This is a genomic window from Rhodococcus sp. NPDC058532 (genome assembly GCF_042719255.1).
Lineage (GTDB): Bacteria > Actinomycetota > Actinomycetes > Mycobacteriales > Mycobacteriaceae > Rhodococcus_G.
The window spans coordinates 67,352-93,417 of the sequence record NZ_JBHXNU010000008.1; the positions used below are offsets into that span (position 1 = coordinate 67,352).

Genomic DNA, 26,066 nt, shown 5'->3' on the forward strand with positions numbered 1-26,066 from the left:
CGGTTCCATTCACTCCCCCGCGAATCCCTTCACATGTCTGTGAACACGGCGCCGTCGGCGTCCGTTCACCCGCAGGTCACCGACCGTTCTAGAGCACCTCGAGGGGCAGCGACGTCGGGTGCACCGGGGCGGGGAGATCCGAGCGCCCGGTGAGGAATTCGTCGGCGGCGCGCGCCGCGGACCGGCCCTCGGCGATCGCCCACACCACCAGCGAGGCCCCGCGGTGGGCGTCGCCGCACACGAACACCCCCGGCGCGCCGGTCTGCCAGTCCGACCCGCACCCCAGCACGCCGCGGCCGGTGAGCTTGAGACCGAGACCCTCCAGCAGCGGCTCGTGCTCGACCCCCTCGAACCCGATCGCGAGAAGCGCCATGTCGCAGGGTAATTCGACTTCCTCCCCGATCGGGCTGATGTGCCTGCGCCCCCGCGCGTCGCGGGTGACCCGCACCTCGGCCAGCACCATCGACCGCACGTGCCCGGCCTCGTCCCCCACAAAGCGTTGCACCGCAACCTCGTACCGCCGAACACCCCCCTCGGCGTGCGCGGGTGAGGTGCGCAGCACCATCGGCCACGACGGCCACGGCGACCGCTCGTCGTCGCGGACGACGGGCGCCTCCGGGTGATAGTCGAGCTGCGTCACCGACAGCGCACCCTGCCGGTGCACGGTCCCGAGGCAGTCGGCGCCGGTGTCGCCCCCGCCAATGATCACCACATGCTTACCGTGCCCGGTGATCGGGCTGACGCCGTCACCCTCGCATTCCCGATTCGCGAGCACCAGATGCTCCATCGCCAGGTGGATGCCGTCTAGCTCGCGTCCGTGGACGGTGGTGTTGTCCCGCGCCAGCAGCGCACCGACGGCAAGCACCACCGCGTCGAAGCGCTCCCGCAGCTGCGCAGCGGTGAGATCGACGCCCACCTCGCAGTCGGTGACGAACCGGGTCCCCTCGGCGCGCATCTGTTCGACCCTGCGGTCGATGACCGTCTTGTCGAGCTTGAACGCGGGGATCCCGTAGCGGAGCAACCCGCCGAGCCGGTCATCCCGTTCGAACACGGTGACGTCGTGCCCGGCGCGGGTCAGCTGCTGCGCCGCAGCGAGCCCGGCCGGCCCCGACCCGACCACCGCGACCGCCCGCCCGCTGCGGACCCGCGGCGGGACCGGCGGCACCGCGTGCGCCTCCCATGCCGCGTCGGCGATCGCCTGCTCGATCCGTTTGATCGTCACGCTGCCGCCGGTGTCGTGCTCGGCGATGGACAGCACGCAGGCCGCCTCGCACGGCGCCGGACAGATCCGGCCGGTGAACTCGGGGAAGTTGTTGGTCGCGTGCAACCGGTCCGCGGCGGCGGACCAGCGTCCGCGCCGCACCAGGTCGTTCCATTCCGGAATCAGGTTGCCGAGCGGGCAGCCCGCGGTCCCGGAGTGGCAGAAGGGGATGCCGCAGTCCATGCAGCGGGCGCCCTGCTCCGCGACCTCCCTGGCCCGCTCCTCGCCCGCCTGACCGGCACCGACCTCCGCCCAGTCCCGAACCCGCTCGGCGACAGGACGTTTCGGGGCCTCACTCTTGCGAATCCGGAGAAAGCCGTGCGGGTCAGCCACGGGCCGCCTCCATGATCGCGGTGTCGACGTCGCGACCCTCGGCGCGCGCAAGCCGGGTCGCCTCCAGCACCCGTTTGTAGTCGACCGGGAGGATCTTGGTGAACAGTCCGCTGCGCCGCGGCCAGTCGGCGAGCACCGACGCCGCGACCGGCGATCCGGTGCGGTCGCGGTGCGCGGCAACGGCGTCGCGCACCCAGTCGAGGTCGTCGGGGTCGAGCAGTTCGAGGTCGACCATCGCGGTGTTGACCAGCGTCGGATCCAGGTTCAGCACGTAGGCGATGCCCCCGGACATCCCGGCAGCCACATTGCGTCCCGTCGGTCCGAGGATCACCACCCGGCCACCGGTCATGTACTCGCAGGCATGGTCGCCGACGCCCTCGACGACCGCCGTCGCCCCCGAGTTGCGGACCGCGAATCGCTCCCCCACCCGGCCCCGCAGGAACACCTCCCCGGAGGTGGCGCCGTAGAGGATGGTGTTGCCCGCGATCACCTGCTGCTCCGCGTCGAACGGCGCGTCCGCGGCGGGCCGCACCACGATCCGTCCGCCGGAGAGCCCCTTGCCGACGTAATCGTTGGCGTCGCCGATCATCTCGAGGGTGATCCCCGGCGGGACGAAGGCGCCGAGGGACTGCCCCGCCGACCCGGTCAGGGTCACGACGATGGTCTCGTCCGGCAGCCCAGTCGCGCCGTAGCGGCGGGTCACCTCGGCGCCGAGCAGGGTCCCGACGGTGCGGTTGACGTTGCGCACCGGCAGCCGCAGCCGCACCGGGTGCGCGTCCTCGAGGGCGCCCTCCGCCAGCTGGATCAGGCTGCGGTCCAACGCGCGGTCGAGCCCGTGGTCCTGGCCGCGGACCCGGTGCCGCTGCGGCGACGGTGCGCCGTCGGGCCTGGCGGGCGCCAGGAAGATCGGCGTCAGGTCCAGGCCGCGGCTCTTCCAGTGCGCCACCCCCGCCGCGGTGTCCAGCAGGTCGGCGCGGCCGGTCGCCTCGTCGATGCTCCGCAGCCCGAGCCTGGCGAGGTGTTCGCGAACCTCCTCCGCCACGAACCGGAAGAACTCCTCGACGAACTCCGGTCGGCCGGTGTACCGGGCCCGCAGCACCGGGTTCTGGGTGGCGACCCCGACCGGGCAGGTGTCGAGGTGACACACCCGCATCATGATGCAGCCCGCGACGACGAGCGGCGCGGTGGAGAAGCCGTACTCCTCGGCGCCGAGCAGCGCCGCGACCATCACGTCCCGACCGGTCCGCAGGCCGCCGTCGCACTGGACGGTGATCCGGTCCCGCAGCCCGTTCAGGGCAAGGGTCTGCTGGGTGTCGGCGAGACCGATCTCCCACGGCGTCCCCGCGTGCTTGAGCGAGGTCAGCGGCGAGGCCCCGGTGCCGCCGTCGCTGCCGGAGATCAGCACCACATCGGCGTGCGCCTTCGACACCCCAGCGGCGACCGTGCCGACCCCGACGGAGCTGACCAGTTTGACGTGCACCCTGGCGTTCTCGTTGACGTTCTTCAGGTCGTGGATCAGCTGGGCGAGGTCCTCGATGGAGTAGACGTCGTGGTGTGGCGGCGGGGAGATCAGCCCGACACCGGGGGTCGAGTGCCGGGTCTCCGCGATCCACGGATACACCTTGAACGGGGGCAGCTGGCCGCCCTCGCCCGGCTTGGCGCCCTGCGCCACCTTGATCTGGATGTCGGTGGCGTTGACGAGATAGTCGCCGGTCACCCCGAATCGACCGCTGGCGACCTGCTTGACGGCGCTGCGCCGCAGCGGATCCCGCAGCCGGTCCGCGTTCTCCCCACCCTCACCCGAATTCGACCGCCCCCCAAGACGGTTCATCGCGACGGCCATCGTCTCGTGTGCCTCCGCGGAGATGGACCCGTAGCTCATCGCGCCGGTGTTGAAGCGGGTGACGATGCTCTCCACCGGCTCCACCTCGGCGAGCGGAACCGGCGGCAGCACCCCCTCCCGGAACCGGAACAGGCCGCGCAACGCCCCGCCGCGCTCGGCGAGGGTGTTCACCTCCGCGCTGTAGCGGGCGAACACGTCGCGGCGGCCGGTGCGGGTCGCGTGCTGCAGCAGGAACACCGTCTCCGGCGTGAACAGGTGCAGTTCACCCTCCCTGCGATACTGATACTCGCCACCGACGTCGAGGCGGCGGTGCGCGAGGTCGGCCGGGTTGTCCGGATACGCCATCCGGTGCCGGGCGGCGACCTCCGAGGCGAGGACGTCGACCCCGACACCGCCCAGCGTCGAGGTGGTGCCGCGGAAGTACTCGTGCACCACCGCGCGGTCCAGCCCAATCGCCTCGAAAACCTGTGCCGCCGTGTAGGACCCGACCGTGGAGATGCCCATCTTCGACATCACCTTGAGCACCCCCCTGCCGAGCGCGGTCAGATAGTTGCGGACCGCGACCGCCGGTTCCAGACCCGTCAGCTCGCCCTCCGCGACGAGGTCCTCGATCGTCTCCATCGCCAGGTACGGGTTGACGGCGGCCGCCCCGAACCCAATCAGCAACGCCACGTGGTGCACCTCGCGGGCGTCGCCGGACTCGACGACGAGCGCGACCTTGGTGCGTTCCCTGGTCCGGATCAGGTGGTGGTGCACCGCCGACACCGCGAGCAACGACGGGATCGGGGCGCGGGCGTGGTCGGAGTCGCGGTCGGAGATCACCAGGGTGCGATACCCGTCGGCGATCGCTGCGCTCGCCCGGGCCCGCAGATCCTCGATCGCCCGCACCATGCCGTCCCCGCCGTCCGCCACGTCGTACAGGGCGGGCAGCACCGTCGCCGCGAGCCCGGCGTGGTCGCCCTCGTCGTCGATGTGGATGATCCTGCCGAGCGCCTCGTTGTCGAGCACCGGCCACGACAGCACGATCTGCCTGCAGGACGCGGCGGTGGGGTGCAGCAGGTTCTGCTCGGGTCCCATCACCCGGGTCAGGGAGGTGACGACCTCCTCCCGGATCGCGTCCAGCGGCGGGTTGGTGACCTGCGCGAACAGTTCGACGAAGTAGTCGTACAGCAGCCGCGGACGCTGCGACATCACCGCGACGGGGGTGTCGGTGCCCATCGACCCGAGCGGCTCACCGCCGCCCGACGCCATCGGGGTGAGCAGGATCCGCAGATCCTCCTCGGTGTACCCGAACGCGACCTGCCTGCGCAGCACCGACTCGTGCGGGTGCACGATCGGCGGCCGGGCGGGCAACTCGTCCAATCCGAGCAGGCCCGCGTACAGCCACTCGCCGTACGGGCGGGCGGCGGCGAGGTCCGCCTTGATCTCCGGGTCGGGCACAATCCGGCCCGCCGCCGTGTCGACGAGGAACATCCGACCCGGCTCGAGTCGGCCCTTCGCCAGCACCCGCGACGGTTCGACGTCGAGCACCCCGGCCTCGCTCGCGAGGACGATGCGGTCGTCCACCGTCCGCCACCACCGGCCCGGCCGCAGCCCGTTGCGGTCCAGCACCGCCCCGACCCGGGTGCCGTCGGTGAACGTCACGCAGGCGGGCCCGTCCCACGGTTCCATCAGGCAGGCGTGGTAGCGGTAGAAGTCGCGGCGGGACTGCGGCATCGCCCGGTGGTTCTCCCACGCCTCGGGGATCATCATCATCACCGCGTGCTCGACGCTGCGGCCGCCGAGGTGCAGCAGCTCGAGAACCTCATCGAACGACGCGGAGTCCGAGGCGTCGGGCGTGCAGATCGGATACAGCCGCCGCAGATCGCCGGGGATCAGGTCGGACGCGAGCAGCGCCTCCCGTGCCCGCATCCGATTCCGGTTGCCGCGGACGGTGTTGATCTCGCCGTTGTGCGCGACGTACCGGAACGGGTGCGCAAGCGGCCAGGACGGGAACGTGTTGGTGGAGAAGCGACTATGCACGATCGCGATCGCGCTGACGCACCGCGGGTCGCGTAGGTCGGGGAAGAAGGCGGGCAGTTGGGTGGTGGTGAGCATTCCCTTGTACACCAGCGTCCTGGCGGACAGGGACGGGAAGTAGACGCCGAGGCGCTCGTCGTCGGGGGCCTGCTCGGCGCGCTTGCGCAGCGGGTAGACGAGCCGATCGAGGTCGAGCCCGGAGGCGCGGACGCCCTCCGGGCCCGCCCGGGCGGCGACGAACAGCTGACTCAGGTGCGGCATGCAGTCGCGGGCGCCCGCGCCGATGTCGGCGCCGTCCGGGTCGACGGGCACCTCCCGCCACCCGAGCACGTCCAGGTGCTCCTGCACCGCGATCCGCTCGATGCGCGTCACCGCGGCGCGGCGGGCGTCCGGGTCGCGGGGCAGGAAGCAGATGCCTGCGGCGAACCGGTTGCCGCCGTTCGGGTCGGGGTCGGGAAGGTCGAACCCGGTGACGGCGGCGAGCAGCTCGACCGGCAGCTGCAGCAGGATCCCGGCGCCGTCCCCGCTGTTCGGCTCCGAGCCAGCCGCGCCGCGGTGTTCGAGGTTCGCGAGGGCGAGCAGCCCGTCGGTGACGATGCCGTGGCTGCGGCGGCCGTGCAGGTCCGCGACCATCGCGACTCCGCAGGAGTCGGACTCACGCGCCGGGTCGTAGAGGCCCCGCGGCTCGGGTATCCGGGAGAACAGCACCTGACACCTCCACTCGGCGGCCACCGTCATGGCACGCGGCGCATGGGGGTGGACGACGTCCGGTGTGGCGCACAGGTCGCAGTCGGCCGAGCGTCACACTCGGGTGCGCTCAGTGTAGGCCGGAAACGCCGCTGGCAGGAGTGCCGGTTTCAGGCACCGTCGGTCGGCGGCACCCCCTGTGCACACGCCCGCTCCGGCACGCACACCCCCACTGCACGCCCAACGCCCGTGTGCAGCCGGCAGAACGGGTGTGCACACGGGCATCGGGTGTCGAGCGGTCAGTCGCGGAGCTTGCGCCCCTGCCCGTCCCGGACCGCCCCGGTCAGCATCAGGATCCCGTCGACGAACGCCCAGATCCACACCGCGGGCACGATCAGAAACCCGACGAGCAGGAACATTGCCGGGAAGCCGACCCAGAACAGCAGCAGCTGCGCGAGCCCGATGTTGGTGCTGCCGGTATAGAGCCTGCCCACCCCGCACACCCCGACCATGCCGAGCAGGATCTGCAGCAGCCCGGCCGCGACCTTCGACTTGTCCGACAACGGCTCCCCGGTGACCGGGTCGCGGCCGTACGGCGCGCCCGCGTCCGCGGGGGCGTAGCCATATCCCGGCACCGCGGCGAACTGCTGCGTCGCGTCCAGCGGCGGGAACCCGGGCGGCGGATGGCCGGTACTGGGCGCCCCGTACACGGGTCCGGGCGGCCGCGAGTCGGCGGTCCCGCCGCTCGGCGGCGGCGGATACCCGGGCCCCGGGTCGGCCCAGCTGCCACCGTTCTCGATGCGCTTCTGCCAGTCGTCGTCGGGTGTGGTCACGAGTCCTCCCCCGGTGTCGTTGTGCCCTTCGCCCGCGCGGCCGGGTCGCCGTCGGCGGCGTCACCGTCGGCGGCGGGCGCCGCGTCGGGGTGCTCGGCGACGTACTCGGTGCGGGCCTTCCCGATCCGCAGTTCAGCGGGCGTCTCGCGACCCTTCGTCGCGAGGACAACGTACGCCACCGCACAGGCGAATACGATCGCCGCGGTGAACGAGTTGATCCGGATCCCGGCGATCAGGGTGGCGTGGTCGTCACGCATCAGCTCCACGAAGAACCGGCCGAGGCAGTAGCCGGCCACATACAGCGCGAACAGGCGGCCGTGCCCGATCCGGAAGCGGCGGTCCACCCAGACCAGCAGGATCACGACCAGGACGTTCCAGACCAGTTCATACAGGAAGGTCGGGTGCACAACCCTCTCGACGACACCGTTGGAGGTGCCGGTCAGCGCGTCGAGGCGGCCCGCCTCGTTCACCCGCTGATAGATCTCCAGCCCCCACGGCACCGTCGTCTCCCGGCCGTACAGTTCCTGGTTGAACCAGTTTCCGAGCCGGCCGATGGCCTGCGCCAGCAGGACTGCCGGGGCGATCGCGTCACCGAGCGCGGCGACGGACACCCCCATCCGGCGGCAGCCGATCCACGCGCCGACCGCGCCGAGCGCGACCGCGCCCCAGATCCCGAGGCCACCCTGCCAGATCTTCAGCGCGTCGGCGGGGCTGCCACCCTCCCCGAAGTAGGTGCTCCAGTCGGTGAGGACGTGGTACAGCCTGCCACCGACCAGGCCGAACGGCACCGCCCAGATCGCGACGTCGAGGACGGTGCCCTTCTCGCCCCCGCGGGCGACCCAGCGGCGATCACCCCACACCACCGCGACCACGATGCCCGCGATGATGCACAGGGCGTAGGCCCGCAGCGGCACCGGACCGATGGTCCACACCCCCTGCGGCGGACTCGGGAGGTAGGCGAGCAGTTCGACTGTCGACGTCACGACGCCACGGTAGCCGAACGGACACCGGCGGCGAGTTCGGTCGTCAGGGCCCGCAACGCATCCGGGCCCGCCGCCGTCGCGGTGACGAGCGCGGAGCCGACGATGACCGCATCCGCGTACGCGGCGATCTCGGCGGCCTGCGCCCCGGATCGGACGCCGAGACCGACGCCGACGGGGATGTCGGAGTGCTCCCGAACCCGGGCAACCAGTTCCGGCGCACGGTTGTCGACGTTGTCGCGGGCACCGGTGACCCCCATCGTCGACGTCGCGTACACGAAGCCGCGGCACTGGTCCAGCGTCATCGCGAGCCGCTCGTTGGTCGACGACGGCGACACCAGGAAGATGCGGCCGAGGCCGTACTTGTCGGAGGCGGCGATCCACTCGGCGGCCTCGTCGGGGATCAGGTCCGGGGTGATTATCCCGAGCCCACCCGCGGCGGCCAGGTCACGGGCGAAGTTGTCGACCCCGTACCGGAGCACCAGGTTCCAGTAGGTCATGACGACCGCGGCCCCGCCCGCGTCGGTGACGGCCTGCACGGCAGGGAACACGTCACGTACGCGCACCCCGGCGGCCAGCGCCGCGGTGGCGGCGTCCTGGATCGTGGTGCCGTCCATCACCGGGTCGCTGTAGGGGATGCCGACCTCGACGAGGTCGCAGCCCGCCTCGACGAGGGTGGTGACGGCCGCGACGGACTCCGCGACGGTCGGATAGCCGACCGGCAGGTACCCGACCAGCGCGGCGCGCTTCTCGGCGCGGCAGCTCGTGAAGATCTCGGTGAGGCGTTCGTGCGGGGCGCTCACTGCGCTGCTCCTTCGGCGTCGGTGCTGTCTGCGGGGAGATATCCGAACCACTTGCCTGCGGTGTCGACGTCCTTGTCGCCGCGGCCCGAGATGTTCACCAGCACAATCGCGCCCTCGCCGAGTTCCCTGCCGACCTCGAGTGCTCCCGCGACGGCGTGGGCGGACTCGATCGCCGGGATGATGCCCTCGGTGCGGCACAGCAACGCGAACGCGTCCATCGCGGCGGTGTCGGTGGCCGACCGATATTCGGCGCGACCGGTATCGGCGAGCCACGAATGCTCCGGCCCGACACCGGGATAGTCCAGTCCGGCGGAGATCGAGTGCGACTCGATGGTCTGCCCGTCCTCATCCTGCAGCAGGTACGAGTACGCGCCGTGCAGCGCGCCGTGGCTGCCGCCGCCGATCGTCGCGGCGTGCCGCCCGGTGTCCACGCCGTCGCCGCCCGCCTCGATGCCGACCAGCCGCACCGCGGCGTCGTCGATGAACGGATGGAAGATGCCGATCGCGTTGGATCCGCCGCCGACACACGCGACGACCGCGTCGGGCAGCCGACCGGTCGAGGCCTGCACCTGGGCACGCGCCTCAAGACCGATGATGCGCTGGAAATCGCGGACCATCGCCGGGAACGGGTGCGGACCGGCGGCGGTCCCGAAGCAGTAGTAGGTGTTGTCGGCGTTGGTGACCCAGTCCCGCATCGCCTCGTTGATGGCGTCCTTGAGGGTGCGCGACCCGGTCTTCGCGGCGATCACCTCGGCGCCGAGCAGTCGCATGCGGGCGACGTTGAGTGCCTGCCGCTGGGTGTCGACCTCGCCCATGTAGACGAGGCAGTCGAGCCCGAAGAGGGCGCACGCGGTCGCGGTCGCGACGCCGTGCTGGCCAGCCCCGGTCTCGGCGATGACGCGGGTCTTACCCATCCGCTTGGCGAGCAGCACCTGCCCGAGCACGTTGTTGATCTTGTGGGACCCGGTGTGGTTGAGGTCCTCGCGCTTGAGCAGCAGTCGCGCACCGCCCGCGTGCTCGCTGAGCCGGGTGGCCTCGTACACCGGCGAGGGCCGCCCGGTGTAGTCGCGCTGGAGGCGGTCGAGTTCGGCAAGGAAGCCGGGGTCGCCGCGTTCCTTCTCGTAGGCGGCGGTCACCTCTTCGATGACGGCCATCAGGGCCTCGGGAAGGTAGCGGCCGCCGAAGACCCCGAAATGTCCACCCGCGTCAGGTTCGTGCGCGGTGGGGGTCGCCACTGCATCGCTCATCAGTGGCAGGCCCTGGTTCGTGCTGGGGAAGCCCTTCGCGGAAAGTACGGGATCGTCTGCAGTCACCCGTCCAGTCTGCCCTAGGGGCGGGGGCGGTCTCCCGCCCGGGTCAGCCGGTCAGCGTGCCGGTTTCGGGCACGACGGATGGGTGCCTGCCGCGACGAGATCCTTCACCGCGGTCCGCGGATCGCCGCTGGTGACCAGCCCCTCGCCGACGAGCACCGCGTCCGCGCCTGCACCGGCGTAGGCGAGCAGGTCCGCGGGACCCCGGACCCCGGACTCGGCGATCTTCACGACGCGGCTCGGGAGACCGGGCGCGATCCGGCCGAAGGTGTCCCGGTCCACGTCAAGGGTCTTGAGGTTGCGTGCGTTGATCCCGATGACGCTGGCGCCCGCCTCGAGGGCGCGGTCCGCCTCCTCCTCGGTGTGCACCTCGACGAGGGCCGTCATGCCGAGGGACTCGGTCCGGTCGAGCAGCGAGGCGAGGGTGTTCTGGTCGAGGGCGGCGACGATCAGCAGGATCACGTCCGCGCCGTGCGCGCGGGCCTCGTGGATCTGGTACGGGCCGACGATGAAGTCCTTGCGCAGGATCGGGATGCTCACCGCCCGGCGCACCGCATCGAGGTCCGCGAGGGACCCCTTGAACCGGCGCTCTTCGGTGAGCACGCTGATCACCCGGGCGCCGCCCTCCTCGTAGGCGCGGGCCAGGGCGGCGGGGTCGGTGATCGTCGACAGCGCACCCTTGGACGGGCTGGCCCGCTTGACCTCCGCGATGACCCCGATGCCGTCGGCGCGGAGCGCAGCGGCCGCGTCGAGCGCGGGCTTGGCGGCAGCCGCAGCCGCCTTCACCGCGGCGAAGTCGAGGACGGCCTCGCGGGCGGCGACGTCGGCGCGCACCCCGTCGAGAATCGAATCGAGAACAGTCATTTCGTCCCGAGTCCTTTCTGGGCTGTCGCCGATTGTGAGGAACGTCATCCGGTGAAGCCAGCCTAGAGCCCGCCGTTCTCTTGACTAACGGCGGGTGTCCGTGCCAGCGGACGGGCCGGGCCCGTCGGCCTCGCCGGGACCCTCCTCCGCGGAATCGTCGGTGGGATCGTCGCCCGCGTCGAGGGCATCCCACAGCACCCGCTGGCTCGGCGGTTCCGCCGAATCGCGACGCTGGGCCGCCTCGTCCCTGCGGGCGGCGGGTGCCGCGTACTTCGACGACAGACCCGCGGCGACCGACGCCTTGCGCAGCAGCGCGACCGCAGCGGCCAGCGCGAGCACACCCCCGACGATCACCAGCATGGCGGGCGCAACGGACACCTCGCTGGCGGTGACCTCGGCGCGGTCGGGCAGTTCCGCGAGGCGACCGGCCCGTGCCGGGTCCACCTCCGACACCAGCAGTTGCGCGGCGGGCACGATCGCGGCGACCGCGACCGCCGCGACCGCAACCGCGACCACCCGCAACGCCCACCCGCGGACCGCGAACGACGCGGCGATCGCGGCCAGCAACGCCAGCGCCAGCGGCGTGGTTGCCGCCGCCCAGGTGCCGCCGATGAGGTCGACGGTGCGGGCCTCACCGAGCCCGTCGGACGAATCGATCCGCACCCACGTCATCCGCGATGCCGCCCACAGGCACAGCGCCGCGACCGCGAGCAGCAGCGCAGGCAACGCGGCGGCAGCGGCGGAGCGGCGGGGAGATGCGGTGTCGGCGTCACTCATCGGTGACTCCGAGGGTGCGCAGGGTGCCCGCCGCGGCGATCGCGCTGAGCGCCGACATCGCCTTGTTCCGGGCCTCGGTGTCCTCGTAGACCGGGTCGGAGTCGGCGACCACACCGGCCCCGGCCTGCACGTACGCGGTGCCGTCCTTGACCAGCGCGGACCGGATCGCGATCGCGGTGTCGGCGTCACCCGCGAAGTCGAGGTAGCCGACGATGCCGCCGTAGATGCCGCGGCGGGTCGGTTCGAGCTCGTCGATCAGCTCCATCGCCCGCACCTTCGGCGCCCCGGACAGGGTCCCCGCCGGGAAGCAGGCGGTGACCGCGTCGAGGGCATGCTTGCCGTCGGCGAGGCGGCCGGTGACCGTGGAGACCAGGTGCATGACGTGGCTGTAGCGCTCGACGTGCCGGTAGTCGTGCACGCGGACCGTCCCCGGCTCGCACACCCGGCCGAGGTCGTTGCGGCCGAGGTCGACGAGCATCAGGTGCTCGGAGTTCTCCTTCTCGTCGGCGATCAGGTCCTTCTCGAGCAGCAGGTCCTCCTCCTCGGTGGTGCCGCGCCACCGGGTGCCCGCGATCGGGTGCGTGGTCGCGGTGCCGTCCTTGACGGTGACGAGGGACTCGGGGCTCGACCCGACGATCGCGAACGCGGTGCCACCGTCCCCGTCCGGGACGTTGACGAGGTACATGTACGGGCTCGGGTTGGACGCGCGCAGCATCCGGTAGATGTCCACCGGGGCGGCGTCGGTGTCCATCTCGAAGCGTTGCGAGAGCACCACCTGGAACGCCTCACCGGCCTCGATCTCGGCGATCAGCCTGCGCACGTCGGTGCCGAACTCCTCGGTGCTGCGCTGCCGCCGGAACTCGGGTGCGGGGGTGGTGAACGCCGACACCGTCGACGGCGCCTGCGCGGTGAGGGCGCTGGTCATCGCGTCGAGCCGGGCGACGGCGTCGTCGTACGCCTCGTCGACGCGGTCGTCGCTGCCGTCCCAGTTCACCGCGTTGGCGATCAGCGTGATCGCCCCCTCGTGGTGGTCGACGGCGGCCAGGTCGGTGGCGAGCAGCATCACCATCTCGGGGATCTGCAGGTCGTCGACGGCGTGACTCGGCAGCCGTTCGAGGCGGCGCACGACGTCGTAGCCCATGAACCCGACCATGCCGCCGGTCAACGGGGGCAGGTCGGGCAGGCGTTCGCTGCGCAGCAGTTCGAGGGTCTGGCCGAGCGCGGCGATCGGGTCGCCGCCGCAGGGGGCGCCGGCCGGAACGTTGCCGTACCAGGCGGCCTCGCCGTCCACGACGGTCAGGGCCGCGGGGCTGCCCGCACCGATAAACGACCAGCGGGACCAGGAGCGGCCGTTCTCGGCGGACTCGAGCAGGAACGTTCCGGGCCGGTCCGCCGCGAGCTTGCGGTACGCGGAGAGCGGGGTTTCCGCGTCCGCCAAGACCTTTCGGGTCACCGGGACGACCCGATGCTCGGCCGCCAGCGCACGGAACTGTGCACGGGTGGTGGTGGCTGCGGCCGTCGCGGCGGCTGCGGGGGTCACGGTGATCGACTCGCCGGGCATGCGCCCATCATCCCAGCCCCGATTCGGTGGCGGTCGCGCGCGGTAGCCTCGCGCGCATGCAGACCGGTGATCAGGCCCCCGATTTCGCGCTCCCCGACCAGACCGGCGCGGTGCGCACGCTGTCCGAACTGGTCGCCGACGGGCCGCTGGTGTTGTTCTTCTACCCGGCGGCGAACACCCCGGTGTGCACCGCGGAGGCCTGCCATTTCCGGGACCTCGCTGCCGAGTTCGCGGCGGTCGGAGCGGCGCGGGCGGGGATCTCGGTGGATCCGGTGGCGACGCAGGCGTCGTTCGCGGCGGCGAAGTCGTTCGACTATCCGCTGCTCTCCGATGTCGGCGGTGCGGTCGCCGAGCAGTTCGGGGTCCGGCGCGGGATGCTCGCGCGGCTGTCGCCGGTGAAGCGCACCACCTTCGTCATCGGCACCGACCGCACGGTGCTGAAGGTGATCGCCAGCGAGCTGCGCGCCAGCACGCACGCCGACCAGGCGCTCAGCTTCCTGAAGCGCTGACGCGCCCGTGCGTGATTTTTACCCCGATCGGGGTAAGAATCACGCACGGGCGGCGGAGCTGCCTACGCCAGCTGCAGGGACCGCTTGGACAGTCCCATCCAGAATCCGTCGACGACCTGCTCGGGAGTCTGCTCGGGATCGCTGGACGCCCCGAGCGCGACGAACAGCGGCGCGAAGTGTTCGATCGTCGGATGCGCGTACGGCATGCCCGGTGCCTGTGCCCGGAAGTCGACCAGCGCGTCGACGTCGCCTGCGGCGAAGCGCTCGCTGGCCCATGCGTCGAATTCCCGAGACCAGCCAGGCGCGGCGGCGGTGGGCGTCCAGTCCCGCAGGAACGGCAGCCCGTGGGTGGTGAATCCGGACCCCACGATCAGCACGCCCGCGTCGCGCAGGGGGCGCAGCCGTTCCCCCAGGTGCAGCAGCCGCTGCGGGTCGAGGGTGGGCATCGACATCTGGAGCACCGGAATGTCGGCGTCCGGGTACATCACGGTCAACGGGACGTAGGCGCCGTGATCAAGCCCGCGGTCCGGCCGGTGGTACACCGGTTCGTCGTCGGGCATCAGCGCGGCGACCTGTCGCGCCAGGTCGGGCGCCCCCGGCGCGGGATACCGGACCCGGCGGTATTTGGGGTCGAATCCGCCGAAGTCATAGACCAGTGGAGTTCCCGTGGTGACCGACCCGATGGTCAGCGGCGCGGACTCCCAGTGCGCCGACACCATCAGGATCGCCGTCGGTCGCGGCAGATTCGCCGACCACGCCTGCAGTTGCGAGACCCACAGTGCGTCGTCGACGAGCGGCGGTGCACCATGGCTGAGGTACAGCGACGGCATGACGAGATCCGACATGTCCACTCCCTTACATTGAAGCTTCAACTACCGTAGGGTCAACGCGTACCGGCCACAACTATTCCGAGGGGCGGCAGATGACCGAGGCACAGGAGACGCACGAACCGCGCTGGCTCACCGACGAACAGCAGCGGGCCTGGCGGGAGCTGGTCGCGCTGACCACGCGACTCCCCGCCGCCCTCGACACCCAGCTGCAGCGCGACGCGAAGCTCACCCATTTCGAGTACTTCGTCCTCGCCGTCCTGTCGGAGGCACCCAAGCGGCGCCTGCAGCTCAGCGTGCTCGCCACTGCGGCCAACGCCTCGCTGTCCCGGCTGTCGCATGTGATCACGAAGATGGAGAAGGCGGGCTGGGTGCGCCGCAAGGCGATCGTCGGGGCCCGAGGCTCCTTCGCCGTGCTCACCGCTGCCGGGCACGCCAAGGTCGCGGAGGCGGCCCCCGGCCATGTCGAGACGGTGCAGGCACTCGTCTTCGACGGCCTCGACGACGACCAGGTCCGCGAGCTGATCGCGCTGGGCACGACGATGGTCACCCAGCTCGACAGCGCGATCGCCGAGGGCACCGGCAAGGCCTGACGCCGCCCCCCAAGGATTGAACGGGGGTTCATGCGCGACGTCCGGCACGCGGATGACGCATGAACCCCCGTTCAATGCAAGGGCCGGTCGCGGGATGGGGACGACGCTCGCCGCCCGTCCACAGGCACCCGCGAAGGCCCAGCCGAGCAGGCGGGCCACCAGTGGTGGTCGTGCGAGCGTCGGCTCATGGACACCTCGGGGGAACCATTCTCCGGAGCGCGCGCCGTCGCCGACGGCCGGCTCTGCCGCTACCGCCTGCGCCACCACCGGCGCCTCTACCCGGACACCTACGTCAGCCGGGACGTCGACGTCGACGCGTCCGTCCGCGCCCGCGCCGTCTGGATCTGGTGTCGCGGCCGCGGGGTGCTGGCGGGACGGTCGGCGGCGGCGCTGCTGGGCACGAAATGGATCGATCCGTCCGCTCCCGGTGCGCTCGCCTGGACACCGCACCGGTCTCCGCCGCCGGGGATCGAGCTCTATCGCGAGCGCATCCCCGACGACGAGATGCTCGAGCGTGACGGTCCTCGACTCACCACGGCCGCCCGTACCGCCTTCGACCTTGGGCGACGCCTCCCGCTGGACGAGGCCGTCGAGATGGTGGACGCGCTCTACCAGGCCACCGGGCTGACCCGCGCGGCGCTCACGGCGTTCACCGCCGCGCACTCGCGCGCCCGGGGCATCGTCCAGCTCCGGCAGGTGATCACGCTCTCGGACGAGGGCGCCGAGTCGCTCTGGGAGACCCGGACGCGTCTCGCGATCGTCCGCGACGGCCTGCCCCGCCCCGAGTCGCAGGTGCAGGTCCGCGACGCGGACGGCCGCTGGATCGGGCGCGTCGACCTGTGCTGGGAAAAGTGGCGGGTCATCGTCGAATACGACGGCGACCACCACTTCGACCCCGAGCAACGCAACCGCGACGTCGAGCGGTGGAACGCCCTCGAGGCCGCGGGTTGGCGCGTCATCCGGGTCAAGGCCCGGCAGCTGATGCGCGGCCGCGCAACGCTTCTGCGGCAGATCCGCGCCGTCCTCGCCGAGGCGGGCGCCCCCGTCACCGCACGTTGAATGGGGGTTCATGCCTCACTTCCGGCACGCGGATGACCCATGAACCCCCGTTCAATGGTTCGGGGAGGGTCCGTCAGGCGAGCGGGACGCCGCCGACGCCCCAGTCCTCGCCGGGGACGTCGGTGATCGTGACCCACACCTTGGCGGGGTCCTTGCCGCTGGCCTCGGCGTAGGCGGCGGTGACGGCCGCGATCACGGCGCGCTTGCGCTCGGCGGACAGTCCGGCGGTCTGGGAGATCTGAATCAGCGGCATGCCGGTCATTGTGCGCGGCCGGCCCCCCATTCAATGCATCGGGGCGGTTAGGGGCGGGGCAGCAGGACGTCGGCGTCGAAGCAGGTGTGCGTGCCGGTGTGGCAGGCGGCGCCCTCCTGGTCGACGATCAGCAGCACGCTGTCGCCGTCGCAGTCGAGGCGCACCTCGTGCACGTACTGGGTGTGTCCGGAGGTCTCCCCCTTCACCCAGTACTCGTTCCGCGACCGCGAAAAGTACGTTCCCTTACGGGTTTCCAGCGTGCGCGCGAGGGCCTCGTCGTCCATCCACGCGACCATCAGGACGTCGCCGGTGGACCGTTCCTGCGCCACCGCACTGAACAGTCCGGCCTCGTTGCGCTTGAGCCGGGCCGCAATCGCCGGGTCGAGGGTGCTCATCGGACGGTGATTCCTTCCCCGCGCATGGACGCCTTCACGTCCCCGATCGTCATGTCCCCGAAGTGGAACACGCTGGCGGCGAGCACCGCGTCGGCGCCGGCCTGGACGGCGGGCGCGAAGTGCTCGACCGCGCCTGCGCCGCCGCTGGCGATCACCGGGACGTGCACGGCCGCGCGGACCGCGCGGATCATCGGCAGGTCGAAACCCGCCTTGGTGCCGTCGGCGTCCATCGAGTTGAGCAGGATCTCCCCGACCCCGAGCTCGGCGCCGCGCTGCGCCCACTCGATCGCGTCGATCCCGGTGCCGCGCTTGCCACCGTGGGTGGTGACCTCCCAGCCGGACGGCGTCGGCTGCTGACCGTCGGGGACGGTGCGGGCGTCGACCGACAGCACGATGCACTGGGCACCGAACCGGTGGCTCAGCTCGCGCAGCAGTTCCGGCCGAGCGATCGCGGCGGTGTTGACGCTGACCTTGTCGGCACCGGCCCGCAGCAGCCGGTCCACGTCCTCCTCGGTCCGGACGCCGCCGCCGACGGTGAGCGGGATGAACACCTGCTCGGCGGTGCGGGTCACGACGTCGAGCATCGTGCCGCGGTCGGAGGTGGACGCGGTGACGTCGAGGAAGGTCAGCTCGTCGGCTCCCTGCGCGTCATAGGCCGCGGCCAGTTCGACGGGATCGCCAGCATCCCGGAGGTTCTCGAAGTTGACGCCCTTGACCACGCGGCCCGCGTCGACGTCCAGACACGGGATGACCCGCACCGCAACACTCATGTCGTTCCTTCCCGGTAGTCCCCCGGATCACCCAGCGGGACCAGAATGTCCAAGATCTGTTCGTGCACCCCCGGCGCCGCCGCGAGCAGCGACCGCGACCCCAAATGCCAGGGCTCGCCAGCGAGATCGGTGACGACACCACCCGCCGCCCGCACCAGCGCGACACCGGGCGCGTTGTCCCACGGGTGGTACCCGAACACGACGGACGCGCCCAGCACACCGGCCGCGGTGAACGCCAGGTCCCCGCCGGTGCACCCGTGCATCCGCAGCCGCCTGCATACCCGGCTCACCGCGGCGAGGGCCCGCACCCGGTACTCGCCGGGGATGGGTCCCCTGCCGTCCAGGTTGAACGCACCGAACCCGACCATGGCGTCCGTCAGGTCCCGGTCCCGCAGCCGCGGCAGTTCCTCCCCGTTGCACAGCAGCGGACCGTCGAGCGCGGCGGCGTAGCGCCGGTTCATCATCGGCAACCAGGTCAGTCCGAGGACCGGCTCGCCGTCCTGCAGCAGGGCGAGCAGGATTCCCGCGGTCGGCAGGCCCGCCGAGTAGTTCAGGGTGCCGTCGACGGGGTCGAGCACCCACACCGTTCCGGTGTCCAGGTCGGGGCCGCCGAACTCCTCCCCGTGCACCGGGATCCCGGTGCGGTCGGCGAGTTCGGCGGTCAGCCGCTTCTCCAGCTCCAGGTCGACGGCGGTCGCGAAGTCCCGCGGCCCCTTCGCCACCGCGCTCGGTGCGCCGACACCGGCGAGGAACCGGTCCACGACCCCGTCGAGCACTCCCCCGGCAACCGTGAGCAACTCGCGTGGGTCGGTCATGGGGGCGAGACTAGCCGGACACCGCGGCGAGGGCCTCGGGCAGCGTGAAGCGACCCGCGTACAGCGCCTTCCCGATGATCGCTCCCTCGACGCCGAGCTCGGTGAGTCCCGCGATCGCGACGACGTCGTCGAGCACGGAGATGCCGCCCGACGCGACGACCGGCGCGTCGGTGGCCGCGCAGACCTCGCGCAGCAGGTCGAGGTTCGGGCCGGTGAGGGTGCCGTCCTTGGAGACGTCGGTGACGACGTAGCGGGCGCAGCCGTCCCGGTCGAGGCGGGCGAGGGTCTCGAACAGGTCCCCGCCCTCGGTGACCCAGCCGCGTCCGCGCAGCTGCCAGCGTCCGTCGACGCCGCGCACGTCGAGGCCGACCGCGATCTTGTCGCCGAAGCGGGCGATGGCGCTGGCGCACCATTCGGGGTTCTCGATGGCGGCGGTGCCGAGGTTGACGCGGGCGCACCCGGTCGCGAGCGCGGCCTCGAGGGACTCGTCGTCGCGGATGCCGCCGGACAGTTCGACCTTCACGTCGAGTTCCCCGATGACGCCGGCGAGCATGTCCCGGTTGGAGCCGCGACCGAACGCCGCATCGAGGTCGACCAGGTGCACCCATTCGGCGCCGGCGTTCTGCCAGGCGAGGGCGGCGTCACGCGGCGATCCGTAGTTGGTTTCGCTGCCTGCCTCCCCCTGAACGAGGCGAACAGCTTGACCGTCGACGACATCTACCGCAGGCAAAAGGACCAGGCTCACGTGCGTCAACCCTAGTCCGTCATCGGCCGGGCCCCGACCCGGGGTCACCGTCCCGGTCGTCGAACGCGCGGCGCGTCATCCGGGTGGACACGACCCCCATCGCGGCGATCGCGGCGGCCACCCCGCCGAGTCCGATCACCAGCCCGACGCCGGGTCCGGGCTGCAGCACCGCGATCAGCACGGTGACCAGGACGAGCACCGCACCCGCCGCGCCCATCGAGAACAGCGCGAGCTTGCCGAACGACAGGTTCCCGCGCTGCCCGCTCACAGGCTGCGGACCCAGTTTTCGAGCAGCGCCGCCCCGGCGTCGCCGGACTTCTCGGGGTGGAACTGGGTGGCCGACAGCGGCCCGTTCTCGACGGCGGCGAGGAACGGCGCACCGTGCTCGGCCCAGGTGAGTTTCGCGGGCTTGATCAGGTCGTCGGCAGCAAGCTCCCACTTCTGCACGCCGTAGGAGTGCACGAAGTAGAAGCGGGTGTCGGCGTCGAGGCCGGCGAACAGGACGCTGTCGGCTGGCGCGTCCAGGGTGTTCCAGCCCATGTGCGGGAGGACGTCGGCGGGGAGCCGTTCGACGGTGCCGGGCCACTCGCCGCAGCCGTCCGCCAACACGCCGTGCTCGACGCCGCGGTCGAACATGATCTGCATGCCGACGCAGATCCCGAGGACCGGTCGGCTGCCCGCGAGGCGCTTGCCGATGATCCGTTCCCCCCGAACTCGCTTCAGCCCCTCCATACAGGCGGCGAATGCGCCGACGCCGGGGACGACGAGCCCGTCCGCGGCGAGCGCGATCTCGGGGTCGGAGGTGACGGTGACGTCGGCGCCGACCCGCGCGAGGGCGCGCTGCGCGGAGTGCAGGTTCCCGGAACCGTAATCGAGGAGGGCGACGGAGGTCATGGGTCGACTCTATCGGCCGCGGGCCCCGGACCGGTCGCGCCCACCGGTTGCGGCGGGACACGGCGCAGCAGGGCGACCGGGATCACCGCCGCGATGATCGCCGCTCCGACGGTGAACACGCCCGGATACCCGGCGATCCCGGCGACGACGCCGAGCGCGAGGGCGCCAGCGCCGGTGCCCGCGTCGTAGGCGATGTTCCAGGCCGCGCTTGCCGCGCCGAGCCGGGTGGGCCCGGCGGAGCGGAACAGCCCGACCAGCGCCTCGTTCTGCACCGCGCCGAAGCCGACGCCGAACAGCGCAGCACCGGCGATCAGCGCGACGACCGCGACGGCACCACCGTCGACGGTCACCGCGACGGCGAACAGCCCCGCGCCCGCCGCCGCGGTGGTCAGGGCGGGCACCATGATCCGGCCAACCCCCACCCGGTCCAGCAGCAGACCCCCGCCGTAGCGTCCGACCAGGATCGCGCCGCTGACCACGGCGAGCGCCAACCCGGCCAGCGCCGCCCGGTCGCTCGTCGCGATCGGCAGCAGGCTGGTCACTCCGCCGTATACGGACGCGACGACCAGCATCGCCAGACACGGCACCAGCAGCACCGCGACCGGCAACCGCACCGTCGGGCCTGCCTGGCCGGCGTGCCGCACCGGGGGCAGCGCCGCGATCGCCACGACCGAGAGCAGCGGCACCGCGGCACCGAGCAGGTAGGTCAGGTGGGCGTTGCCGCCGTCGAACAGCGCGAGTCCGACGGGCAGCCCGATCATCTGCCCGGTGGCGATCGCGATGCCCTGCGCGCCGGTCGCGCGGCCGAGCAGGCGCGGCGGCGCCAGTTCCGCGACGAGTGCACTGCCCGCGACGGTGAGCAGGCCGAAGCCGACACCGCGGATCGCGGAGATCACCAGGGCGGGGACGGCGTCGGTGGAGAGCAGGAAGGCCAGCGCGGGGGCGCCGAGCAGCAGGCAGCCGACCGCAAGCACCGGCCGGTAGCCCACCGTGTGCAGCAGCCTCGGGGTGCCCAGTTGGGTGGCGACGGTGGCGGCCATGAACACCGCGGTGACGGCGCCCGCGAGGGCGTCCGACCCGCCTGCCTCGGACACGGCGAGCGGGATCACCGGAAGCAGCAGCGACCAGCCGCCGAACGCGGTGAACCCCATCGCCATCGCGACCGGCATGCCGCGGGTCCGCAGGAGCGACGGCACGCCGGTCAGACCAGACGCAGGACGCCGCCCGCGGCCGCGAGCGCCGCGATGACGATCAGGACACCCATGCCGAGCTTGTTGCCATTGCGCCACATCGAGTAGGCGCCGCCGATCGCGAAGCCGGCGATCAGAAACAGGGCGTAGATCAGGATGGTGCCCATCTACAGCGCGCCCTTCGTGGACGGCACCCCGGTCACCCGCGGGTCCGGCTCGACGGCCTCGCGCAGCGCGCGGGCGACGGCCTTGAACTCGCCCTCGGTGATGTGGTGCTGGTCGCGGCCGTAGAGCACTCGCACGTGCAGCGCGATCCGCGCGTTCGACGCGATGGACTCGAAGACGTGCCGGTTGATCACGGTGGCGTAGGGGACGCCGGGGTAGCCGCCGATCACGGTGTGCAGCATGTGTTCCGGTTCGCCGGTGTGCACGCAGTAGGGCCGTCCGGAGACGTCCACGGCGGCGTGCACGAGGGACTCGTCCATCGGGATGTAGGCGTCCCCGAAGCGGCGGATGCCCTTCTTGTCCCCGAGGGCCTGGCCGAGCGCCTGGCCGAGCACGATCGAGGTGTCCTCGACGGTGTGGTGTGCCTCGATCTCGATGTCGCCCTCCGCCTTGACGGTGAGGTCGAAGCTGGCGTGTGCACCGAGCGCGGTGAGCATGTGGTCGAAGAACGGGACGCCGGTGGAGATGTCGACGATGCCGGTGCCGTCGAGGTTGAGTTCGACGGCGATCGACGACTCCTTGGTGGTCCGTTCGATCTTCGCGATGCGGTCGGTCATCGGGTCTCTCCTGTTGTGAGCTCGGTGGCGGCGATCGCGTCGCTGGCCGCGATGAAGGCGTCGTTCTCGGAGGCGAGACCGACGGTGGTGCGCAGGTAGCCGGGGATCCCGACGTCGCGGATCAGGACCCCGCGGTCGAGGTAGGCCTGCCAGGCCCGGGCACTGTCGGCGAACTCGCCGAACAGGATGAAGTTGGCGTCCGACGGAATGACGTGGAATCCGGTGTCGGACAGCGCCTTCGACACCCGGACCCGCTCGGCGGCGAGGGCGTGCACGCTGGCGAGGGTCTCGTCGGCGTGCCGCAGTGCGGCCCTTGCCGCGGCCTGGGTGACCACCGACAGGTGGTACGGCAGCCGCACCAGCAGCAGCGCGTCGATGAATGCCGGTGCGGCGGCAAGGTAGCCGAGCCTGCCGCCCGCGAACGCGAACGCCTTGCTCATCGTCCGCGACACCACCAGCTTGGTCGGGTACTCGTCGATCAGGGTGAGCGCACTCGGCGCCTCGGAGAACTCGGCGTACGCCTCGTCGACGATGACGATCCCCGGTGCGGCGTCGAGCAGCAGCCGCAGCGCACCGATCGGGATGCTGTGCCCGGTCGGATTGTTGGGGCTGGTGACGAACACGACGTCGGGCCGTTTCGCGGAAATGGCGTCGACCGCGGCGTCCACGTCGAGCGCGAAGTCGGCGCCCCGCAGCACCGGCAGCCAGGTGGTGTCGGTTCCGTCGGCGATGATCGGGTGCATCGAGTAGGAGGGCACGAACCCCATTGCGCTGCGGCCCGGCCCGGCGAACGCCTGCAGCAGCTGCTGCAGGATCTCGTTGGACCCGTTGGCGGCCCATACGTTGTCGACGGTGACCGCCACCCCGGTCTGCCGGGACAGGTAGGCGGCCAGGTCGGTGCGCAGTGCGACGGCGTCCCGGTCCGGGTAGCGGTGCAGTTCGCGGGCCGCCTCCCGGACCGACTCGGCGACATCGTCGACGAGGGCGCGGGTCGGCGGGTGCGGGTTCTCGTTGGTGTTCAGCTGCACCGGGACCGTGAGCTGCGGAGCACCGTAGGCGGACTTGCCGCGCAGGTTCTCGCGCAGCGGCAGGTCGTCGACGGTCGCCGCAGCGCCGGGAACGGCGGCGCTCACCGGAGGCTCTCGAAACGCAGCCGAACGGCCTCCCCGTGTGCGGGCAGGTCCTCGGCGTTCGCGAGGTTGATCACGTGCCGCGCCACGTCCTTCAGCGCCGACTCCGAGTAGTCGACGACGTGGATGCCGCGCAGGAACGTCTGCACGCTCAGGCCGGACGAGTGCCGCGCGCAGCCCGCGGTCGGGAGGACGTGGTTGGAGCCTGCGCAGTAGTCGCCGAGGCTGACCGGCGCCCAGGGGCCGACGAAGATGGCGCCTGCGGACCGCACCCGGGCGGCGACCGCGGTGGCATCCTCGGTCTGGATCTCGAGGTGTTCGGCGGCGTAGGCGTTGACAACCCGCAGGCCGTCGTCGATCGAGTCGACGAGCACGATCCCGGACTGGCTGCCCGCGAGCGCGGCCGCGACCCGGTCCCGGTGCTTGGTCAGCTCCAGCTGCGCGGTCAGCGCGTCGTCGACCGCGTCGGCCAGCTCGGTGGAGTCGGTGACGAGGACGGATGCGGCCATCACGTCGTGCTCGGCCTGACTGATCAGGTCGGCCGCGACGTGCACGGGGTCGGCGGTGCGGTCGGCAAGGATTGCGATCTCGGTGGGGCCGGCCTCGGCGTCGATGCCGACCAGGCCGCGGCACAGCCGCTTGGCGGCGGTGACGTAGATGTTGCCGGGGCCGGTGATCAGGTCGACCGGGGCGAGCTCGGCGCCCGCCTCATCGGTGTCGGTGCCGCCGTAGGTGAGCAGCGCGATGCCCTGACCGCCGCCGACCGCCCACACCTCGGTGACGCCGAGCAGTTCGGCGGCGGCGAGGATCGTCGGGTGCGGCAGCCCGCCGAACGCGGCCTGCGGCGGCGAGGCAACGACGAGCGATTCGACGCCAGCGGCCTGCGCGGGCACCACGTTCATCACCACGGACGACGGGTAAACGGCGTTGCCGCCGGGCACGTAGAGGCCGACCCGCTCGACCGGCACCCAGCGTTCGGTGACGGTGCCGCCGGGCACGACCTCGGTGATGGTGTCGGTGCGGCGCTGGTCGGCGTGCACCTTCCTGGTCCGGTCGATCGCAACCTCAAGGGCGGCACGCACGTCCGGGTCGAGTTCGGTGAGGGCGCGGGTCAGTTCCGCGCGCGGCACCCGGACGGACGCGGGACGGACCCCGTCGAACTTTTCACCGAACTCGAGGGCGGCCTCGGCGCCGCGGTCACGGACCGCCTCGACCATCGGCCGCACCTGATGCAGCACCGAGTCCACGTCCGTTCCGCCGCGGGGCAGGGCCGACCGGAGTTCGGCGACGGACGGGGTTCGTCCGCGCAGGTCGACGCGGGCGAGCTCGGTGCGGGCAGGCATGGGGGTCCCTTCACGAGAGGAAGTGTGTGCACCGATCATCGGTGCACCGACTAGCTGTGCACTGATGATCTGTGCACTGATTATCCAGGATAGGCGCTACCGGGTTTCGCTCAGCGCCGAGCCGCGACGGGCACGGTCCGCGCGCGGCGGCTCACGGGCGCAGTCGGCGCGGCGGTCAGCGGCCCGGGCCGACACCGGTGCGGGCCGCGGCAGGCACCGTTTCGGCGGTGGCCGCCCGGACGAACGCCCCGATCCGGCCGACCGCCCGCGCCGCCTCGGGCAGCAGGCCCGCGGCCGCCTGGAAGACATGCACCTGCCGATCCCACACCTCGAGGGTCACCGGCACCCCGGCTGCGCCGAGGCGGTGCGCCATCAGCTCGGCGTCCGGGTACAGCATCTCGGTGGAGCCGACCTGGATCAGGACCGGGGGCAGTCCGGCGAGGTGGCCGTCGACCGGGGACACCGTTGGCGTGTCGCCGTCGGCGCGTTCCGCGATCCGGGCAAGGGTCACGAGCACCGATCGAGGTATCAGCGGGCAGCCGTCCGCATCGGCGCTGGCCAGTTTGGCCGACGGATCCAGGTCGGTCAGCGGCGACAGCGCCACCAGCGCCGCCGGCTGCGGCAGGCCGCGGCCGGTCAGCGCGAGCGCGGTCGTGAAGGTCAGGAAGCCGCCCGCCGAGTCACCCGCGATGACGATCCGGTCCGCCGGGTACCCGTGCTCGAGCAGCCACCGGTACCCGGCGACGCCGTCGGCGGTCGCGGCGGCGATCGGGTGCCGCGGCAGCATCCGGTAGTCGACGCTGAGGACCGCCGCGTCGGCGGCGGATGCGATCCGCAGCGCCAGCGCGCGGTGCGTGTTCAGCCCGCAGGCCAGGAAGCCGCCGCCGTGCAGGTAGAGGATCGCGGTACCCGCGTCCGGCTGGTCGCGACCGGGCCGACCGCCGCGGCGGGGCCACCATTCGGCGGCGCAGTCGTCGAGCCGGACCCGATGCCTGCCCGCGGCCCGGGTGGGCCGCAGCATCGAGGCGGACCGGTCGAGCAGCCCCGCGGGCCACAGCGGGCTCGGGTAACGACCCCACACGTCGAGGACCGGCTTGACGCCGAGCCGGACGGTCCCGGCAAGCAACCGGGATCGCAGGCCCGCGCCGGGAACGAACTGCGGTTCGACGGTGACGACGGTTGGCTGGCGACCCGCCCCTCGCCTGCGCCTCGGCGCGCGGGGGGTCGGCGAATGAACTGATGACGGCTGCGTTGTCATCGTGAGCTCCCGGCAAGCACGAACGAACTGAGGTGCCGCGGCGCCACCGCTCCGACTGTCCCGACCGCGCCGCATCCCGACCGCGCCGCCCAGGGGTTCACGGGCAGCTGATTCATGGTACGTGACCTGCGACACATTTACGAGCACGTAACACGCCGTCGGCCCAGCGTGCGGCCGGTGGCAGGCCCGGGATGCCGGGATTACCGTGGACAGCGAGGGCCGGGGTGCCGTG

General features: G+C 71.9%; 26 protein-coding genes. 3 read left to right on the plus strand and 23 right to left on the minus strand.

The annotated features are described in order from the left end of the window. Positions 1–88: 88 nt before the first annotated feature. From ACFWQG_RS11855 to ACFWQG_RS11895, 9 genes are all read right to left on the minus strand, one after another. Complete coding sequence (locus ACFWQG_RS11855) at positions 89–1,594, minus strand: glutamate synthase subunit beta (RefSeq protein ID WP_378507814.1); 1,506 nt, start codon at positions 1,592–1,594, stop codon at positions 89–91. After that, positions 1,587–6,164, minus strand: coding sequence for a glutamate synthase large subunit (gene gltB / locus ACFWQG_RS11860; RefSeq protein ID WP_378507949.1), 4,578 nt, complete (start codon positions 6,162–6,164; stop codon positions 1,587–1,589). Before gltB ends, ACFWQG_RS11855 begins: the two co-directional genes overlap by 8 nt. 278 nt (positions 6,165–6,442) lie before the next feature. After that, positions 6,443–6,976, minus strand: a complete 534-nt coding sequence (locus ACFWQG_RS11865; protein WP_378507815.1) for a TM2 domain-containing protein — start codon at positions 6,974–6,976, stop codon at positions 6,443–6,445. After that, the gene (lgt, locus tag ACFWQG_RS11870; RefSeq protein ID WP_378507816.1) at positions 6,973–7,959 is read right to left on the minus strand and encodes a prolipoprotein diacylglyceryl transferase; all 987 of its coding nucleotides are present in this window, start codon (positions 7,957–7,959) and stop codon (positions 6,973–6,975) included. Before lgt ends, ACFWQG_RS11865 begins: the two co-directional genes overlap by 4 nt. After that, complete coding sequence (gene trpA / locus ACFWQG_RS11875) at positions 7,956–8,759, minus strand: tryptophan synthase subunit alpha (protein ID WP_378507817.1); 804 nt, start codon at positions 8,757–8,759, stop codon at positions 7,956–7,958. Before trpA ends, lgt begins: the two co-directional genes overlap by 4 nt. After that, on the minus strand, positions 8,756–10,006 hold the full coding sequence (gene trpB / locus ACFWQG_RS11880) for a tryptophan synthase subunit beta (protein WP_378507818.1): 1,251 nt from the start codon (positions 10,004–10,006) through the stop codon (positions 8,756–8,758). Before trpB ends, trpA begins: the two co-directional genes overlap by 4 nt. A gap of 117 nt (positions 10,007–10,123) precedes the next feature. Continuing rightward, positions 10,124–10,933 carry an indole-3-glycerol phosphate synthase TrpC gene (gene trpC, locus ACFWQG_RS11885; RefSeq protein ID WP_378507819.1) on the minus strand — a complete coding sequence of 270 codons (810 nt, stop codon included), beginning with the start codon at positions 10,931–10,933 and terminating at the stop codon, positions 10,124–10,126. Between the two features lie 84 nt (positions 10,934–11,017). Continuing rightward, positions 11,018–11,710 carry a TIGR02234 family membrane protein gene (locus ACFWQG_RS11890; RefSeq protein WP_378507820.1) on the minus strand — a complete coding sequence of 231 codons (693 nt, stop codon included), beginning with the start codon at positions 11,708–11,710 and terminating at the stop codon, positions 11,018–11,020. Then, complete coding sequence (locus tag ACFWQG_RS11895; RefSeq protein WP_378507821.1) at positions 11,703–13,271, minus strand: anthranilate synthase component I; 1,569 nt, start codon at positions 13,269–13,271, stop codon at positions 11,703–11,705. The genes ACFWQG_RS11890 and ACFWQG_RS11895 overlap by 8 nt, the downstream gene beginning before the upstream one ends. Before the next feature lie 56 nt (positions 13,272–13,327). Here ACFWQG_RS11895 and ACFWQG_RS11900 point away from each other — a divergent pair, with 56 nt between their 5' ends. Next, entirely contained in the window at positions 13,328–13,780 is a 453-nt protein-coding gene (locus tag ACFWQG_RS11900; protein WP_378507822.1) for a peroxiredoxin, read from the plus strand. A gap of 62 nt (positions 13,781–13,842) precedes the next feature. Here the strand turns inward: ACFWQG_RS11900 and ACFWQG_RS11905 are convergent, their stop codons facing one another. Then, a complete protein-coding gene (locus ACFWQG_RS11905) occupies positions 13,843–14,625 on the minus strand; it encodes a dioxygenase (protein ID WP_378507823.1) in 783 nt (260 codons plus the stop codon). A 77-nt stretch (positions 14,626–14,702) separates the two neighbouring features. Here ACFWQG_RS11905 and ACFWQG_RS11910 point away from each other — a divergent pair, with 77 nt between their 5' ends. Together ACFWQG_RS11910 and ACFWQG_RS11915 are read left to right on the plus strand one after the other, a co-directional pair. Further along, positions 14,703–15,200, plus strand: a complete 498-nt coding sequence (locus tag ACFWQG_RS11910; RefSeq protein WP_378507824.1) for a MarR family winged helix-turn-helix transcriptional regulator — start codon at positions 14,703–14,705, stop codon at positions 15,198–15,200. Positions 15,201–15,386: 186 nt separating this feature from the next. Continuing rightward, entirely contained in the window at positions 15,387–16,259 is an 873-nt protein-coding gene (locus tag ACFWQG_RS11915; RefSeq protein ID WP_378507825.1) for an endonuclease domain-containing protein, read from the plus strand. 73 nt (positions 16,260–16,332) lie between these two features. Here the strand turns inward: ACFWQG_RS11915 and ACFWQG_RS11920 are convergent, their stop codons facing one another. The 13 genes from ACFWQG_RS11920 to ACFWQG_RS11980 form a co-directional block, all read right to left on the minus strand. Then, a complete protein-coding gene (locus ACFWQG_RS11920) occupies positions 16,333–16,512 on the minus strand; it encodes a 4-oxalocrotonate tautomerase family protein (protein ID WP_378507826.1) in 180 nt (59 codons plus the stop codon). A 47-nt stretch (positions 16,513–16,559) separates the two neighbouring features. After that, entirely contained in the window at positions 16,560–16,907 is a 348-nt protein-coding gene (gene hisI / locus ACFWQG_RS11925) for a phosphoribosyl-AMP cyclohydrolase (protein ID WP_378507827.1), read from the minus strand. After that, positions 16,904–17,677: an imidazole glycerol phosphate synthase subunit HisF gene (gene hisF / locus ACFWQG_RS11930; protein ID WP_378507828.1), complete on the minus strand. Its 774-nt coding sequence runs from the start codon at positions 17,675–17,677 to the stop codon at positions 16,904–16,906. Before hisF ends, hisI begins: the two co-directional genes overlap by 4 nt. Continuing rightward, on the minus strand, positions 17,674–18,492 hold the full coding sequence (locus ACFWQG_RS11935; protein WP_378507829.1) for an inositol monophosphatase family protein: 819 nt from the start codon (positions 18,490–18,492) through the stop codon (positions 17,674–17,676). The genes hisF and ACFWQG_RS11935 overlap by 4 nt, the downstream gene beginning before the upstream one ends. Before the next feature lie 10 nt (positions 18,493–18,502). Further along, the gene (gene priA, locus ACFWQG_RS11940) at positions 18,503–19,237 is read right to left on the minus strand and encodes a bifunctional 1-(5-phosphoribosyl)-5-((5-phosphoribosylamino)methylideneamino)imidazole-4-carboxamide isomerase/phosphoribosylanthranilate isomerase PriA (protein ID WP_378507830.1); all 735 of its coding nucleotides are present in this window, start codon (positions 19,235–19,237) and stop codon (positions 18,503–18,505) included. A 19-nt stretch (positions 19,238–19,256) separates the two neighbouring features. Then, the gene (locus ACFWQG_RS11945) at positions 19,257–19,454 is read right to left on the minus strand and encodes a hypothetical protein (protein WP_378507950.1); all 198 of its coding nucleotides are present in this window, start codon (positions 19,452–19,454) and stop codon (positions 19,257–19,259) included. A gap of 47 nt (positions 19,455–19,501) precedes the next feature. Continuing rightward, positions 19,502–20,131 carry an imidazole glycerol phosphate synthase subunit HisH gene (hisH, locus tag ACFWQG_RS11950; protein WP_378507831.1) on the minus strand — a complete coding sequence of 210 codons (630 nt, stop codon included), beginning with the start codon at positions 20,129–20,131 and terminating at the stop codon, positions 19,502–19,504. Next, on the minus strand, positions 20,128–21,288 hold the full coding sequence (locus tag ACFWQG_RS11955) for an MFS transporter (RefSeq protein ID WP_378507951.1): 1,161 nt from the start codon (positions 21,286–21,288) through the stop codon (positions 20,128–20,130). The genes hisH and ACFWQG_RS11955 overlap by 4 nt, the downstream gene beginning before the upstream one ends. A 44-nt stretch (positions 21,289–21,332) precedes the next feature. Continuing rightward, complete coding sequence (locus tag ACFWQG_RS11960; RefSeq protein ID WP_378507832.1) at positions 21,333–21,488, minus strand: hypothetical protein; 156 nt, start codon at positions 21,486–21,488, stop codon at positions 21,333–21,335. Further along, positions 21,489–22,103, minus strand: a complete 615-nt coding sequence (gene hisB, locus ACFWQG_RS11965; protein WP_378507833.1) for an imidazoleglycerol-phosphate dehydratase HisB — start codon at positions 22,101–22,103, stop codon at positions 21,489–21,491. It abuts the gene before it with no gap. Then, entirely contained in the window at positions 22,100–23,236 is a 1,137-nt protein-coding gene (locus ACFWQG_RS11970; protein ID WP_378507834.1) for a histidinol-phosphate transaminase, read from the minus strand. Before ACFWQG_RS11970 ends, hisB begins: the two co-directional genes overlap by 4 nt. Continuing rightward, on the minus strand, positions 23,233–24,576 hold the full coding sequence (hisD, locus tag ACFWQG_RS11975; protein WP_378507835.1) for a histidinol dehydrogenase: 1,344 nt from the start codon (positions 24,574–24,576) through the stop codon (positions 23,233–23,235). The genes ACFWQG_RS11970 and hisD overlap by 4 nt, the downstream gene beginning before the upstream one ends. A gap of 175 nt (positions 24,577–24,751) precedes the next feature. Beyond that, positions 24,752–25,834 carry an alpha/beta hydrolase gene (locus ACFWQG_RS11980; RefSeq protein ID WP_378507836.1) on the minus strand — a complete coding sequence of 361 codons (1,083 nt, stop codon included), beginning with the start codon at positions 25,832–25,834 and terminating at the stop codon, positions 24,752–24,754. Positions 25,835–26,066 lie beyond the last annotated feature (232 nt).